The organism is Amycolatopsis sp. NPDC051372, from assembly GCF_040682095.1.
In the GTDB taxonomy this organism is placed as follows: Bacteria; Actinomycetota; Actinomycetes; order Mycobacteriales; family Pseudonocardiaceae; genus Amycolatopsis.
Genome location: NZ_JBFBAF010000035.1, coordinates 70,816 through 85,473, shown reverse-complemented (window position 1 = coordinate 85,473; position 14,658 = coordinate 70,816). Strand labels below are relative to the sequence as shown.

Below are 14,658 nucleotides of genomic sequence, written 5' to 3'. Positions count from 1 at the left end.
TGTGGACCGCTATCTCGTGCCCTGCGAGGGCCGGGACGCTGTTGCCTAGGACTCAGAGGACCAGGCGGGCCGACGATTTCCGTGCACAATGGACACATGGCCGAGAAGAACCAGCCACTCGCCGATTTCCTGCGCCGCGCCCGCAGCCGGTGCGACCCGGCCCGGCTCGGATTGCCGACGGATTCCCGGAACCGGCGCGTGCCCGGCCTGCGCCGCGAGGAAGTGGCGCTGCTGGCCGGGATTTCCACCGGCTACTACGCCCGGCTGGAACAGGGCGCCGTGCCCTCGCCGGCGGTGCTCGAGGGGCTCGCCCGGGCGCTGAACCTCGACGCGGCGGGGCGGGCCTACCTCGAGGACCTCGTCGGGCTGGCCGGCCCGGGCAACCGGGACCGGTCCTCGGGGCAGCGCACGCGCCCCGGCCGCGACTGGCTCCTGGCCGCGTTCGTCCGCCACCCGACCCTCCTCCTGGGCCGGAGCACCGATGTGCTGGCCGCCAACCTGATGGCGCGGGCACTGTTCACCGACTTCGAGGCCGTCCCGCCCGGCGAGCGCAACTACGCGCGGTGGATATTCCTGGCCGAGGACGCGCGTTCGCTGTTCGTCGACTGGGAGGTTCGGGCCCGGGCGGTGCTGGAGAGCCTGCGGCTGGAGATCGGCGCCGACCGCCGTGACCGGGGCACGGCCGCGCTGATCACCGATCTGCGTGCGCAGAGCGCCGAGTTCGGGCAGTGGTGGGCCGAACGCCGGGCGCACCACCGCGCCTGCCGGGCGATCCGCCTGTAGCACCCGCTCGTCGGAGACCTGACCGTCGACTGCGAAACTTTCACGCCGGCCGCGGACCCGGACACCACGCTCTACGTCTACACCGCGGAACCCGATTCACCGTCACAGCGAGCGCTGAACCTGCTGGGCAGCTGGGCCGTCTCGGACGGGGCCTCGACTCCGCCGGCGGCGAACTGATTCGGCGGGAATGTCCGTCCGCGTGGTACTGGTGCGCCGCCATACAAGCGCCCCGGCGGCCAGTGCCGCGAGGGAGAGTACGACGGCGAAGATGGTCGTTCCCGTGGCGAGGCCGAGGCTGTCGCTCAAGTAGCCGGTGGCCATCGGGAGCAACGCGGCGGGGATGTAGCCGCCGAAGTTGAGCAGTGCGTTGGCTTCCGCGCGCCGGTGGGCGGCGATGTGGGTGCTGATCATCGTCAACCCGCCGAGCTGGCCGAGGCCTTGTGCGGCACCGGCGAAGATCGCGGTGACGACGATGGCCGCGATCCAGCCGGCGTGCACGGCCGCCAGGAGCGAGACCATGCAGGCCAGTGCGCTGATGGCGCCGGTGAGCAGGACGGCGCGGATGCCGAGCCGTTTCGCCGCGAACTGCACGGCGGTAGCGGTTCCGAACATGACGAACGCGGTGACGCCGGCGAGCAGCCGGCTGGCGGTGCCGAGCACGTCGGCCAGCAGGGCCGGGCCGAGCGAGAGGACGAACGAGGTCGAGGTGATGCCGGGCGCGAAGACCGCGATGCCGAGCGCGACGTGCTTGCGGTGGGCGCGCGGCACGGCGGGCACGCGAACCCAGCCGCCGCCGGCGTCGCCGCTCGGGCGGCTCAGCGGCAGCCGAGCGGCCACGACCGCAGCTGCGAGCAGGAGCACGGCCGCGAGGACGAAGATCGACACCGTCGGCGCGGGGAGGGTCTCGGACAGGGCTCCGGCCAGCAGCGGTCCCAGGCCGGCGCCGAACACCATCGCGGTGGACGCGGCCAGGGTGGCGGTGCGAGCCCGTTCCGGGCCGCCGACGTCCACGACGGCCGCCATACCCGCCGACACGGTGATGCCCACCGCGACGCCGGTGAGCAAGCGCGCGAGCGCCAGCACCTCGACGGAGCCGGCGGTGGCGAACAGCACGCAGCCCACCAGCGCGAGCACCAGGCCGGGCAGGATGACCGGCTTGCGGCCGATCCGGTCCGAGGCACGGCCGGCCACCAGCAGCGCGGCCAGCAGGCCGGCGATGTAGGCGGCGAAGATCACCGTCAGGGTGCCGGCGGAGAAGCCCAATTGGTGCTGCCACAGCACGTACAGCGGGGTGGGGGCGTTGGATAGGACGAACACGGCGGTGACCGGCCACGCGGCCAGCCACGGACTGCTCGCTCGGGGTGGTGCGGTGTCGTGCACGGCGACCATGGGAACTCCAGTACGAATGAGGTCGAACTATGCGGGGTGTGACTCTGGAACCCGCGGTAGTTCGACTTTATTCGTATTGAGGTGTTGACTGTGTGCATGACCACGTCGATCGCGACCGACCCGGATGTCCCGCCTGATGACCTGCCACCTGCGTTGCCGGAGCCGGCGCGTGAAGAGCTCCGGCTGGAGGTCGTTCTCAGCGCGCTGAGCGATGCGTTGCGGCTGACCATCGTGCGCAAACTGCTGCTCGAACGTGAGGCGTACGACCACCCGTGCGGCTGGTTCGAGCTGGGGCGTCCGAAGTCTTCGTTGACCCACCACTTCAAAGCGTTGCGGGAAGCCGGGGTTCTGCGGCAGCGGCAGTACGGGCTGGAACGCCGCAGCCGCGTGCGCACCGAAGACCTCGACGCCCGGTTTCCCGGTCTGCTGGACCTGGTCGCCGCGTGGGAACCCGCGTCCAGCCCGAAGTGAAGCGCGTCCCTCCGTGTGGCGGACGACTGCTGTGACATATCAGCCACCGTCGAGGTGCCGAGCACCACGACCGACCGAAAGGACCTAGGCCAGCGATGAGCCGACCACGACCGAAGATGCTGATCCTCGACGATTGGGAAGGTGAGCTCCGCGCCTCGCCCGGCGCGGACCGGTTACGGCAGCTGGCCGACGTCACCGTGCTGGACAGCCCGCTCGCCGACGTACCCGATACCGAGCTGGCAGACGTTCGCGTTGTCCTGGCGATCCGTGAACGCACCCGGTTCGACGTGGCCATGCTGGATCGGCTGCCCCTGCTCGAGCTCATCTTGCAGACCGGCGGACACGCCTATCACATCGACCTCGACGAGGCGGCCCGGCGAGGCATCGCGGTGCCGCTGTGGCGCCGCCACGATGCGTGCGAGGCCGCCATGCGGGAACTCACCTTCGGCCTCATGATCGCCGCGCTGCGCAAGTTTCCCGAGGCGCACCACTCCCTTGGCACCGGGAGGTGGCCCGGCCTCCTTGGCGGCACGCTGCGCGGCCGTCGCCTAGGCGTGCTGGGCATGGGCCTGCAGGGCGCGGCCGTGGCTCGGCTCGGGCAGGCGTTCGACATGGACGTCGTCGCCTGGGCCAGGCCGGGCAGTCGCGCCGCTACCGACGACGGAGTCCCTCGGCTGCCGCTGGAGGAACTGCTGGGAACCTCTGACGTGGTGAGCATCCACCTACGGCTCACTGCGGAATCGCGCGGCCTGCTCGACGCGGCGAAGCTGAGCAAAATGAAACCCGGCTCCGTGCTGATCAACACCGCTCGCGGAGCAATCGTCGACGAGAACGCGCTGGCCGAAGTTTTGCAGGACGGCCCGCTTCAGTCCGCCGGGCTGGACGTGTTCACCACCGAACCGCTGCCCGAGGACTCTCCACTGCGCACCCTGTCCAATGTAGTGCTCACCCCTCACATCGGCTGGACCGTGCGCGAAGCCTTCGCCGAATTCGCCTTAGGCGCCGCCGGGCAGCTGGAGGACTACCTCGCGTCGCGCCTCGACCCGCGAGAACTGGCCTTCACGCCCGCCGTGCGGCGACGCCCCGATGCGGTGGGTGGAGTGTTGCTCCCGCAGTAGTGAGTCGTCAGGCCGGTTATCTGGGATGGTGCTGCTGCCACGGCAAATCAATAACACGCCGATATTTGCGCGCTTGAACTCATTGTGGCCAGGCGCTGCTCAGCAAGCGGTCGAACGGCGGGAACGGGCTGCGCCAGCGAGAGGTATGAATGGCGCACCCCGGCCGTCGCAGCCTTCACGCGCAAAGGGGCGGGTGAAGGCTGCGACGGCTCGATGGACTGGGCCAGTCAGGAAGCCGTGGTCGAACGGCTGAGCGTCTCCCAGGCGGTGACGTCGGCGAGCACGGTCTCGTGGTGGTCACGCCACCCGTCAACGGCGTCTTCGCCGAGGAGGAAGTGCAGCGGCGAGTTCTCGGCGTCGAGCACCTCGATGATCGCCGCGGCGCCCTTGGCCGGGTCGTTCGGCTCCTGCCCCACGACGCCCTTGACCATGCGCCGCAACTCGCCCGAGGTCGCGTCGTAGGCGGGGTTCTCGGGGGTCCACTGCAGGCTGGTGCTGAACTGGGTGCGGAACATCCCCGGCTCCACCACCAAGACGCGGATGCCCAGCGGGGCCAGTTCCATCGACAGCGCCTCGCCCAGGGACACGAGCGCGTGTTTGGTGGCGTTGTAGCCGCTCAGGCCTGGGAACGTCATCACGCCGCCGAGTGAGCTCATCACCACGATCGTGCCGTTCCCCTGCTCGCGCATCGCGGGCAGGACGGCCTGGGTCAGCTCCAACGCACCGAAGTAGTTGACGTCGAACATGCTGCGCAAGTACTCGACCGGGGTTTCCTCGACGGCACCGATCACGTTGACCCCGGCGTTGTTCACCAGCACGTCGATGCGGCCGAACACGGCCAGCGTCGCGTCGACCGCGGCCCGAATGGATGCCGGGTCAGTCACGTCCATCGCTGCCGTGCTGATCCGATCGCCGCCGGCCTCCGCGAGGTCGGCGAGGGTCTCCGGGCGGCGCGCGGTGGCCATCACCCGGTCACCGGCGGCCAGCGCGGCCCGCACGAGCTCGCGGCCGAAGCCGCTGGAGCAGCCCGAGATCAGCCAGACACGGCCCGGTGTTTCGTTCGTCATTCCCATGCCTTTCACGTTGATGTTCAGCGAGGCCAATGGTCGTCTCGAGAGCTCGGCGCCATCCAACACCGGTTACCTGTCGTAGTTGTAGACTTTTCCTGTGACCCCTGATCTTCGCGGCAGCTGAGGTACTTTGTCGCCGTCGCCGAGGAGTCGACCTACACGCGGGCGGCCGAGCAGCTCCTCATCAGCCAGCAGTCGCTGTCCCAGCAGATCACCCTGTTGGAGCGCATGCTCGGCGTGAAGCTCTTGGACCGCGACACCCGGCGCGCCCGCCTCACGCGGTCGGCGCGTTGTTCTTCCCCGAGGCTCATGCGGTGCTCGCCCAGGCCGACGACGCGTTCGACGTGGTGGCACGGGCCGCACGCGGCGAGGCCGGGAGCCTCTGCCTGGCCTTCCTCGCGACCACGACGAACTACTTTGCTGCCACCGGTGGTGCGGGCCGTCCAGCAACGACTCCCGGAACTCCGGCTGACGACGGAAGAGACGACGATCGCCCTGCTGGCCGAGGGGCTGCGGAAAGGCCGCTACGACGTCGTGTTCACCCGGCCACCGCTCGTGGCCGGCCTGGCAACCCGGACGCTCGTGCGCGAACCGGTGTGCGCTGTGTTGCCCGAAGTGCGCCCGCTGGCCGGGCGGGCCAAACTGTCCCTCGCCGAACTGGCCGGTGAAGCTGGGTACTGACCCCGCGCAGTACCTGGGAATCTTTCGACCAAGCGTTCGACCGGTCCTCCAGGCGGCCGGATTCACCCCCGACGTGATCCACCGGGACGCGAGCGTCCAGGCTCTGCTCGCGCTCGTCGCAGCAGGAGTCGGTATCACGCGGCTCGCCCGGTCGGCCGGCAGCCTCCGTGGCACCGGCGTGGTGTTCGTGCCGATCACCTGAGAATTCGTGTCGACCGAATGGTCTGGTGGGAGGGCAACGACTCCGCTGCTTTACACGCGTTGCTGGACGTCGTCACCGAAGACGAAGCCATTGTGGACAGTCGTTCGAGCGCGTTCCACCGGAGAAGGCGTGTGCTCGGCGGAGGCCGCCTCAGGCGATGGCCGCGTAGGCGCTGACGTGCTCGACGTGCATCCGCACGAGCAGCATGCCTGGAACGCTGTTGCGTTCGCCGAGCTCGCCGGCACGCTCTTGACCCATGTACCACGCGGCGATGTTCGTCGCCCAGGTGCGCAACTGTCGGGGGTCCTCTGAGACTTCCGTGTGTCCCCACAGCACCGCGTGGGAGTACGGGGGCACCTCGTCGTCGATGCACATCGCAGCGCGTCCGTTACGGGCGAGGTCGTGGGCTTTCGCGGTCACGTTCTCCGTGGTGAAGACGAGATCGTCGCCGTCGAGGAGGAACCACACGGGTGCGATGTGGGGGCCGCCGTCCGCCCATACGGTGGCCAGCTTGCCGGTGCGGGTACCTTGCCCGATGAACGCCTTCCACTCGTTCACTTCCATTTTGGTCATGCCGTTCAGCATCCGTCCGCGCCGCACCGGAAGCAATACAGCCGACCCCCTTACCGGAGGAAGACTCCCCGGCGCGGCTGGAAGCGCCATAAACTGGGTTCTCCGCGGGAGCGACCCGGCGACGCCGGGATCTGGTGGACGGAGGCGATCGGGTGCTGCTGGGCCGGCACAGGGAGTGCGCAACGCTCGACAGGCTGGTCGAAGCCGTGCGAGCGGGGCAGGGTCGCGCGCTCCTGGTGGTTGGCGAACCCGGCGCGGGCAAGACGGCGCTGCTGCAGTACGTGGCCGCACACGCCGCGGAGTGCCGAGTGCTGCGCACGGCCGGGGCGCAGGCCGAGATGGAGCTGCCGTTCGCCGGCCTGCACCAGCTGTGTGTGCCGCTGCTGGACGGGCTCGGTCGCCTGCCGGCCCCGCAGCGTCAGGCGCTGAGCACCGCCTTCGGCTTGACCGAAGGTCCGGCGCCGGACCGGCTCCTCGTTGGGCTGGCCGTGCTGGGGCTGCTGGCAGAGGCCGGCGCCGAGCGCCCGCTGGTGTGCCTGGTCGACGACGTGCAGTGGCTGGATCGCGCATCGACCCACGCGCTGGCGGTCGCGGCACGCCGTCTGTTCGCGGATTCCGTGGGCCTGGTCTTCGCGACGCGAAACAGGGATTCGAGCACCGCGCTGACGGGGCTCACCGAACTGCCGGTCCAGGGGTTACCAGCCGGCGAAGCGCGGGCGCTCCTGCTGGCAGCGCTGCCGGGACCACTGGACGAGCGCGTCGTAGATCAAATCGTGGCGGACACCGGCGGAAATCCCTTGGCGTTGCTCGAGCTGCCGCGGAGCGTTCCGCCGACGCAGCTGGCCGGGGGGTTCGGCCTGCCGGCCAGCCGGGTGTCGCAGGGCGGGATCGAGTTGGAATTCCGTCATCGGGTCGCGCAGCTGCCGGAAGCGTCGCGCCGGCTGCTGCTGGTCGCGGCGGCCGACCCGCTCGGCGACGCGGTCCTGGTGTGGGACGCCGCCGCACGGCTCGGGGTGGGTGCGGACGCGGCGGTCCCGGCCGTGTCGGCCGGGCTCGTCGAGTTCGGCGCGCGGGTCTCCTTCCGGCATCCGCTCGTGCGTTCGGCGGTCTACGACGGCGCCACCGAGTGGCAACGGCGGCGGGCGCACCGGGCGCTGGCCGAGTGCACGGACCCCGCCTCCGATCCGGATCGCAGAGCCTGGCACCGCGCTCGGGCCGTCGCCGGGCCGGACGACGAGGTCGCGGCGGAGCTGGAACGGTCGGCGAGCCGCGCGCAGGCGCGTGGCGGACTTCCCGCCACCGCGGCGTTCCTGGCTCGCGCGGTCGAACTCACCCACGACCCGGCGAGACGGGCTGAGCGCGCGCTCGCCTCCGCGCGGGCAGCACTCGCCGCGGGCGCCCCCGAAACGGCGCTTGGCCTGTTGTCGGTGGCGCAAGCCGGACATCTCGGGGACCTGCATCAAGCGAAGGTCAACCTGCTCCGGGCGGAGGTGGCGTTCGCGATCAGCCGCGGGGCGGAGGCGCCGATGCTGCTGCTGAAGACTGCTCAGCAGCTGGAGTCGTTCGACGCGCGCCTGGCGAGGGACACCTACTTGGAAGCGCTGTCCGCGGCCCGGTTCGCGCTGCACCTCGCCGTCGGCGGCGATGTGGTGGAAGTGGCGGAGGCGGCCCATCGCGCCCCCGCGGCACCGGAACCGCCCGTCCCGGCGGACCTGCTCCTCGACGGCCTCGCCGCGCGTGACACGGGAGAGCTCGCCGCCGGCAGTCACCTCCTGAAGCGGGCACTGCGTGGGTTCTGCGACGAGGCCGACGCCGGTGTGGACGACTTGCGCTGGCTCTGGCTCGCCGGCACGACGGCACCCGATCTGTGGGACTACCGCAGCTGGGAGCGGCTCGCGACGCACCACGTCGAGCGGGCCCGTGCGGCCGGCGCGCTCACCACGTTGCCGCTGGCCGTGACCTCGCGGGTGGCGGTGCACGTGGTCCTGGGCGAGCTGGCCGAGGCGGCTCCGCTGGTGGGCGAGGTCGACGTGCTGGCCGAGGCGATCGGCGTCGGCCTCGCGCCCTACGGTGCGGTCATGCTCGCCGCTTGGCAGGGCCGCGCGGAGGAGACCGCGAGGTTGGTCGCCGCCACCCGCGGTGAGGTGCTGGCTCGCGGTGAGGGCGCCGGGGCGCAGATCTACGCGTGGGCGGAGGCGTTGCTGGGCAACAGCCTGGGCCGCTACTCCGACGCGGTGGCCGCGACCGACCTCGTGGAACGCGAGGGGCTGCTGGTCGGCGCGGGTCTGTGGATGATGGCCGAACGCATCGAAGCGACTGTCCGGAACGGGCAGCCGCGGGAGGCCGCCGAGGCGTTGCAGCGGCTTTCCGCGCACACGCGGGTGAGCGGCACGGATTGGGCGCTCGGTATCGAGGCCCGGTGCCGGGCCCTGGGCACCGAAGGCTTGGTCGCGGAGGACAACTACCGGGAGGCGATCCAACGCCTCGGTCGGACGCGTGTGCGCGGCGAACTGGCGCGAGCCCACTTGCTGTATGGCGAGTGGCTCCGCCGCGATCGGCGGCGACGAGCGGCACGCGAGCAGTTGCGAACCGCACACGAGCTGTTCACGGAGATGGGGATGACCGCATTTGCTCGCCGGGCCGAGCGTGAGCTGCTCCCGGGCGGGGACATGCCGCGCAGGCCCGTCACCGAAGGCGGTCACGAGCTCACCGCACAGGAGGCACAGATCGCCTGGCTGGTGCGGGAAGGCCTGTCCAACGCCGAGATCGGGACACGGCTGTTCCTCAGCCCACGCACGGTGGAATGGCACCTGGGCAAGGTGTTCGGCAAACTCGGCGTCACATCGCGCAAGCAGCTGCGCGCTCTGCCGCGGCCAGCGGAACCCGGGTGCCTCCCCGGGCCATCCAGGCTGTCACCCGGGTTCGGGCCCGAGCCGCTCGGTCGACTGTGAAGGGATGACCTCTACGCCAGAGTTGAGCACGGCGTCGCGGACTCTCGCCCCGGACGCCACCGAGATCACCACGGCACTCGTCGTGATCTCCCGCGACGGGCGCGCGCACCCGATGCAGGAGGCGTTCGTCCGGCACGACGCTTTCCAGTGCGGCTACTGCACACCCGCCCAGATCATGTCGGCCGTGGCGCTGCTCGCCGAACGCCGCGCGAAGACCGACGAGGACATCCGCGAGTTCATGAGCGGGAACCTCTGCCGCTGCGCCGCGTACCCCCACATCGTGGCCGCGATCCGGGAAGTGGCGGACATCGGAGGTACCGATGCGCGCGTTTGAGTACGTCCGGACGTCCGAAGTAGGCGACGCGCTGGCGGCATCGGAGCGCGCCGACGCCGCCTACCTCGCCGGCGGCACCACCCAGGTCGACCTGATGAAAGACGGAGTCCTTCTGCAGCAGAGCGCGCGCACTCGGGTGACCCGAGTGCCGCTGCCGGGGGGCGTCGCAGCCGTCCGCAAGGAGCCGCTCGGTCTTGATGCGCAGCCGCGGCTGTGGCACGAGGTAGCGATCCTGGAGCGGCTGCGCGGTGTCGACGGGGTCGCGCAGCTGCTGGATGCGCCGCGGTACCCGGGATCGATCGTGCTGGTGGACGCCGGTGACACGACCCTGGGCGGTCTGGCCGAGCCGCTGGCGATCGATGAGCTGATCCGGCTGGCCGGCAAACTGGCCCAAGCGGTCGCGGGAATGCATCGCCGCGGAGTGCTGCACCGTGACATCACTCCGGCCAACATCGTCGTCTCCGGGGACGGGGACCCGTGCCTGGTGGATTTCGCGCTGGCGACGCCGTTCGCCGAGATCCGTCCCGAGTTCACCCACCACAGCGAGATCGTCGGGACGCTCGCCTACGTTGCTCCCGAGCAGACCGGGCGCACCGGCCGTTCGGTGGACCAGCGCGCGGACCTGTATGCGTTGGGCGCAACGCTCTACGAACTGGCCACGGGCCGGCCACCGTTCGGCTCCGGCGACCCGCTGCGCCTGACCCACGATCACCTGGCACGGGTGCCGGTGGCGCCGGCCCAGCTGAACCCGGCAGTACCCGCTCCGCTGTCCGAGATCGTGACGCGTCTGTTGGAAAAGGAACCCGACCACCGCTACCAGTCAGCGGAGGGCCTTGCCTACGACTTGCAACAGGTCCGCGACGTCCAGGCGCATCCGGCGGCGGCTCGGGTGCACATGCACATCGGCGAGCACGACGTTCCGCAGCGGCTGCTGCCGCCCTCACGGCTGGTGGGACGCGATGCCGAGGTGGCAGCGCTGGAGGTGGCGTTCGAGGCGGCGCTGGCCGGTCGTTGTCAGGGTGTGCTGGTCGGTGGGGCGCCGGGGGTCGGCAAGACGGCACTGGTCGATCAGCTGCGGTCGGTGGTGACGGGCCGGGACGGCTGGTTCGTGGCCGGCAAGTTCGACCAGTACCGGCGGGATATCGAGTTCAACGCGGGATATCAGGCGTTCCGGGCGTTGGGTCGGCTGTTGCTGGCCGAGCCGGAGGAGGTGCTGGCCGCGATTCGTGAACGGATCGTCGAGGCGGTCGGGGCGAACGCGGGTCTGTTGAGCGCGGTGGTGCCGGAGTTCGCGGTGCTGCTGGGGGTGCCGCCGGATGCGGGGGATCCGCTGACCGCGCAGGCGCGCGTGCAGCAAGCAGGTGTGCAGGGGCTGCGGGCGGTCGCGTCGCGGAACCGGCCGGTGGTGGTGTTCCTCGATGACTTGCAGTGGGGTGGGCGCACCCCGCTCGGCTTCGTCGATCTCGTGCTGTCCGATGAACCGGTCGAAGGCCTGTTGCTGGTCGGCGCCTACCGCGAGACCGAGGTGGACGCGGCGCATCCGCTGACCACGCTGCTGTCCCGGTGGCGCGAGCAGGCCGGCGTGCGCTGGCTGGGGCTGGACAACTTGGCCGTTCCCAGCCTGGTCGCCATGGTGGCGGAGATGCTGCGCGCGGATCGGGCCACCGCGGCGGGCCTGGCCGAGATGATCAGCGAGCGCACGTCCGGCAACCCATACGAGACGGTCGAGTTGCTCAACGCGCTGCAACGGGAGGGCGTGCTGGCGGCGACCGCCGCCGGGTGGCGGTGGGACGACGCGGCGGCACGGACTCGGCTGGGCCAGTCCGAAGTGGCCGCGTTGCTGGCGGCGCGGGTCGAGGCGATGCCGCCGCCCTCGCGGGCGCTGGTCGAGGCGATGGCGTGCCTGGGCGGGCGAACCGAGGTGAGCCTGCTGCAGACCGCCACCGCCGCACAGGCGGGCGTGGTGGACCAGCAGCTGGCGCCCGCCCTCGACGAGGGCGTCCTGGTGATCGAGCCGGGGCTGCGGGAGGCCGTGCGGTTTCGCCACGACCGCACCCGCGAGGTCATCCTGAGTGGGCTGGACCCGCCGCGGCGACGCACCCTGCAGCTGGCGATCGCGCGGCGGCTGGCCCGGGTGCCGGAGCTGTTCGCGGTGGCGGCCGAGCAGTACCTGCCCGTGATCGACGCCGTCGTCGACGCGGCCGAGCGCCGGCAGGTGGTGGGACTGCTGCGCCGCGCCGCCGACCAAGCGGTGTTGATCGGCGAGTACACGCTGGTGAACGCGCTGCTGGTCGCCGCGCTGCGGCTGATCGGCCCGGGGGAGACTGCCACGCTGATCCAGGTGCACACCGGCCGCCACGCTGCCCTGTACAGCCTCGGGCGACTGGACGAGGCGGACGCGGAATACCACACGATCGAGCGGCTATGTCCCAACACGATCCGACGCGCCGACGCGACAGCGGTGCAGGTGCGCAGCCTGACCCACCGCAAACGCTTTACAGAAGCTATCGATCTGGGCCTGAAGTCGCTGCGCGCGTGCGGCATTACCATCCCGGCCGCCGGCCAGCTTGCCGCCGATCTCGACCACCAGTACGAGTACCTGTACCGGTGGCTGGACACCGACACCGCCGAGGATCTGGTTCGGCCGGAGATCACCGACCCCACGCTGCTCGCTGCGACTCGCCTGCTCGACGCGACCCTGCCGCCGGTCTTCTTCCTCGCCGACCACACCAGGCTCGCCTGGCTGAGCCTGGAAGCCCTGCGGATCTGGCTCGAGCACGGACCCGGACGCACCCTGGTCTGCCCCGCCTGCTTCGCCTCTTACTACACCGTGGTACAGCGCGGCGACAGCGCCGGATATCGGGCGTTGGCGCGGCTCCTGGCGTGGGGCGAAGCCCGCGGCTATGAGCCCGAGACCTCGTACGCGCACTACTACTTCGCCATCCTCAGTTGCTGGTTCGAGCCCCTCGAAAACGGTCTCCACGCCATGCTGCGTGCCCGCGAGGGGCTGGTCGCAGGTGGCGACCTGGCGTACGCCGGCTACACCTATCACTCGATCGAGTACTTCTTGCTCGACTGCCCGCCAACCCTCGACGACCTCGTCGAGCAGCTGGAGGCGGGCGTCGCCTTTGCACGGCGCACCGGCAACGAACAGATCGGCCAGGTGCTCGACGGTCACCGGTGGCTGGCCGGTGTGCTGCGTGGCGGAAGCTCGGACGCGATTGGTACGGCGGATCCCGCCGACAGGTACGCCGACAATCCGATGGCGCTTTTGTACGCGCATCTCAGCCGGGCGCTCGCCGCCGCTGTCTTCGGCGATCCATTCGGCTTGGCACAGCACACCGCGGCGGCGATGCCGCTACTACCGGCCATCCTGGGCCACTACTCGACCGCCGTGGCCCGCCTGCTGCGTGGGTTGGCCCTGGCCGGGCAAGCCCGCAACACGGCCGGTGACGAGCGCGCCGCTCTGCTGGCCGAGCTGGACGAGACGACGCGGTGGCTGGCTGCACGTGCTGCGGACGCGCCGGTCAACTTCCTGCATCTGCAGCGGTGGCTGGAGGCCGAGCGGGCGTGGGTGGTGGGGGATGTTCGGGCTGCCGAGCTGGCGTTCGACGCCGCTCGACGCGAGGTCGCCGGCCGTGCGCGGCCGTGGCACCGGGCGTTGATCACCGAACGCGCAGCGCGCTTCTATCTGGCCCGCGGCCTGGACCGCGTCGGTGGTGAGCTCCTCGCCCAGGCCCGCCAGATTTATGCCGCCTGGGGTGCGAGCGCGAAGGTCGACCAGCTCGACTGGGCCTACCCCAGCCTGCGGCCACACTCCGACGTGACCGCTGGGCTGAGCGAAGATCAGCCCGCTCATCTGGCGCAGCAAACGGGCCCTGTCACCACCGGCACCCTGGACCTGCTGGGCATCTTGGCCGCCTCCCAGGCCCTGAGCTCCGAGACCAGCATCGAACGCCTGCGCGCCCGCGTCGTCGAGGTTCTGAGTGCGATAACCGGCGCCACCGGTGTGCAGCTGCTGCTGTGGAACCCCGAACGCGACGACTGGCTGCTCCCCGCTCCCGACAGCGACACCGGCACCACCCAGATCCAAGACATCACTCAGATCGCACGCACCGCCATGAGCGCCGCCGGGGAGCCCATGGTCCCGCTGTCTGTGCTGCGCTATGTCCAACGCCTCGGCGAATCGGTGCTGGTCGCCGACGCCACCGAGGACGACCGCTTCGCCCGTGACCCCTACTTCTCCGACATCGACCGCTGCGCCCTCCTGGCCGTACCCATCCTCAGCCGCGGCAGCCTGCGGGCGGTGTTGCTGCTGGAGAACCGGCTCATCCGCGCCGCGTTCACTGCCGAGCGGCTCGACGCGGTCAGCCTCATCGCCGGGCAACTGGCTGTGTCGCTGGACAACGCGCAGCTCTACGCCGAGCTGACCACCTCACGCGCCCGCGTCGTCACCACCGCCGACCAGACCCGCCAGCGCATCGAACGCGATCTTCACGACGGCGCTCAACAACGGCTGGTCTCCCTCGCCCTCCACGCCCGCACGGCACAAGCATCAGCAGCTCTCGCCGACACTGAGCTCCGAGCCCAGCTGGAAAACCTCGCTACCGAAGCGATCACCGCACTCGACGAACTGCGCGAGCTCGCCCGCGGCATTCACCCGGCCGTCCTCGCCGACGGCGGGCTGCACTCCGCACTCAAAGCTCTGGCCCGCCGCTCGTCGGTCCCGGTCGAGCTGGACGTGACCATCCCGCGGCGGCTACCCGAACAATTCGAGATCGCCGCCTACTACCTGGTCGCCGAAGCTCTGACCAACACCGCCAAACACGCGCACGCCACCACCGTCGGCGTCACGGTCGACACCACTGACCAGGAGACCGGCGACGTCCTACGCGTCTGCGTCCGCGATGACGGCCGCGGCGGCGCCGACCTCACCCGCGGCACCGGCCTCGTCGGACTCAAAGACCGGGCCGAAGCGCTCGGCGGCCGACTGGTGGTGCACAGCGCCCCCGGCGCAGGCACCACCCTGCATGCCGAACTCCCGTTGTCACACCCCCACAAGGCCCGGGACCGCCGAAGATGACCT

At 70.6% G+C, this 14,658-nt stretch carries 10 protein-coding genes and 2 pseudogenes; 9 read left to right on the top strand and 3 right to left on the bottom strand.

All coding sequences use genetic code 11. The features are described 5' to 3' along the window. Window positions 1-96 precede the first annotated feature (96 nt). Window positions 97-960: pseudogene (locus tag AB0M56_RS40300) on the top strand (helix-turn-helix transcriptional regulator). On the opposite strand, the gene AB0M56_RS40295 reads toward AB0M56_RS40300, so the two are convergent. After that, complete coding sequence (locus tag AB0M56_RS40295) at window positions 886-2,172, bottom strand: MFS transporter (RefSeq protein WP_364186139.1); 1,287 nt, start codon at window positions 2,170-2,172, stop codon at window positions 886-888. The pseudogene AB0M56_RS40300 and the gene AB0M56_RS40295 overlap by 75 nt on opposite strands. Window positions 2,173-2,268: 96 nt before the next feature. Between AB0M56_RS40295 and AB0M56_RS40290 the strand changes: the two genes are divergently transcribed. After that, complete coding sequence (locus AB0M56_RS40290) at window positions 2,269-2,643, top strand: ArsR family transcriptional regulator (protein WP_266118052.1); 375 nt, start codon at window positions 2,269-2,271, stop codon at window positions 2,641-2,643. Between the two features lie 116 nt (window positions 2,644-2,759). Continuing rightward, on the top strand, window positions 2,760-3,761 hold the full coding sequence (locus AB0M56_RS40285; RefSeq protein ID WP_364186137.1) for an NAD(P)-dependent oxidoreductase: 1,002 nt from the start codon (window positions 2,760-2,762) through the stop codon (window positions 3,759-3,761). 227 nt (window positions 3,762-3,988) lie between these two features. Here the strand turns inward: AB0M56_RS40285 and AB0M56_RS40280 are convergent, their stop codons facing one another. Then, window positions 3,989-4,828 (bottom strand): SDR family NAD(P)-dependent oxidoreductase, encoded by an 840-nt coding sequence (locus tag AB0M56_RS40280; RefSeq protein WP_364186135.1) that lies wholly within the window; start codon window positions 4,826-4,828, stop codon window positions 3,989-3,991. A 123-nt stretch (window positions 4,829-4,951) separates the two neighbouring features. Between AB0M56_RS40280 and AB0M56_RS40275 the strand changes: the two are divergent. From AB0M56_RS40275 to AB0M56_RS40265, 3 genes and pseudogenes are all read left to right on the top strand, one after another. Then, window positions 4,952-5,059, top strand: a pseudogene (locus AB0M56_RS40275) (LysR family transcriptional regulator); the annotation flags it as partial. Between the two features lie 201 nt (window positions 5,060-5,260). Further along, window positions 5,261-5,512, top strand: a complete 252-nt coding sequence (locus AB0M56_RS40270) for a LysR substrate-binding domain-containing protein (protein ID WP_364186133.1) — start codon at window positions 5,261-5,263, stop codon at window positions 5,510-5,512. A 73-nt stretch (window positions 5,513-5,585) separates the two neighbouring features. Beyond that, window positions 5,586-5,714 carry a hypothetical protein gene (locus AB0M56_RS40265; protein WP_364186132.1) on the top strand — a complete coding sequence of 43 codons (129 nt, stop codon included), beginning with the start codon at window positions 5,586-5,588 and terminating at the stop codon, window positions 5,712-5,714. Between the two features lie 150 nt (window positions 5,715-5,864). On the opposite strand, the gene AB0M56_RS40260 is transcribed toward AB0M56_RS40265, so the two are convergent. Then, window positions 5,865-6,287 carry a PPOX class F420-dependent oxidoreductase gene (locus AB0M56_RS40260; protein ID WP_364186130.1) on the bottom strand — a complete coding sequence of 141 codons (423 nt, stop codon included), beginning with the start codon at window positions 6,285-6,287 and terminating at the stop codon, window positions 5,865-5,867. Window positions 6,288-6,421: 134 nt separating this feature from the next. On the opposite strand from AB0M56_RS40260, the gene AB0M56_RS40255 reads away from it, so the two are divergent. From AB0M56_RS40255 to AB0M56_RS40245, 3 genes are read left to right on the top strand one after another with little or no spacing between them, the layout of a single operon-like run. Further along, on the top strand, window positions 6,422-9,238 hold the full coding sequence (locus AB0M56_RS40255; protein ID WP_364186128.1) for a BREX system ATP-binding domain-containing protein: 2,817 nt from the start codon (window positions 6,422-6,424) through the stop codon (window positions 9,236-9,238). Between the two features lie 4 nt (window positions 9,239-9,242). Further along, window positions 9,243-9,572 carry a 2Fe-2S iron-sulfur cluster-binding protein gene (locus tag AB0M56_RS40250; protein ID WP_364186127.1) on the top strand — a complete coding sequence of 110 codons (330 nt, stop codon included), beginning with the start codon at window positions 9,243-9,245 and terminating at the stop codon, window positions 9,570-9,572. Then, window positions 9,559-14,655, top strand: coding sequence for an AAA family ATPase (locus AB0M56_RS40245; RefSeq protein WP_364186125.1), 5,097 nt, complete (start codon window positions 9,559-9,561; stop codon window positions 14,653-14,655). Before AB0M56_RS40250 ends, AB0M56_RS40245 begins: the two co-directional genes overlap by 14 nt. The last annotated feature ends 3 nt before the right edge of the window (window positions 14,656-14,658 follow it).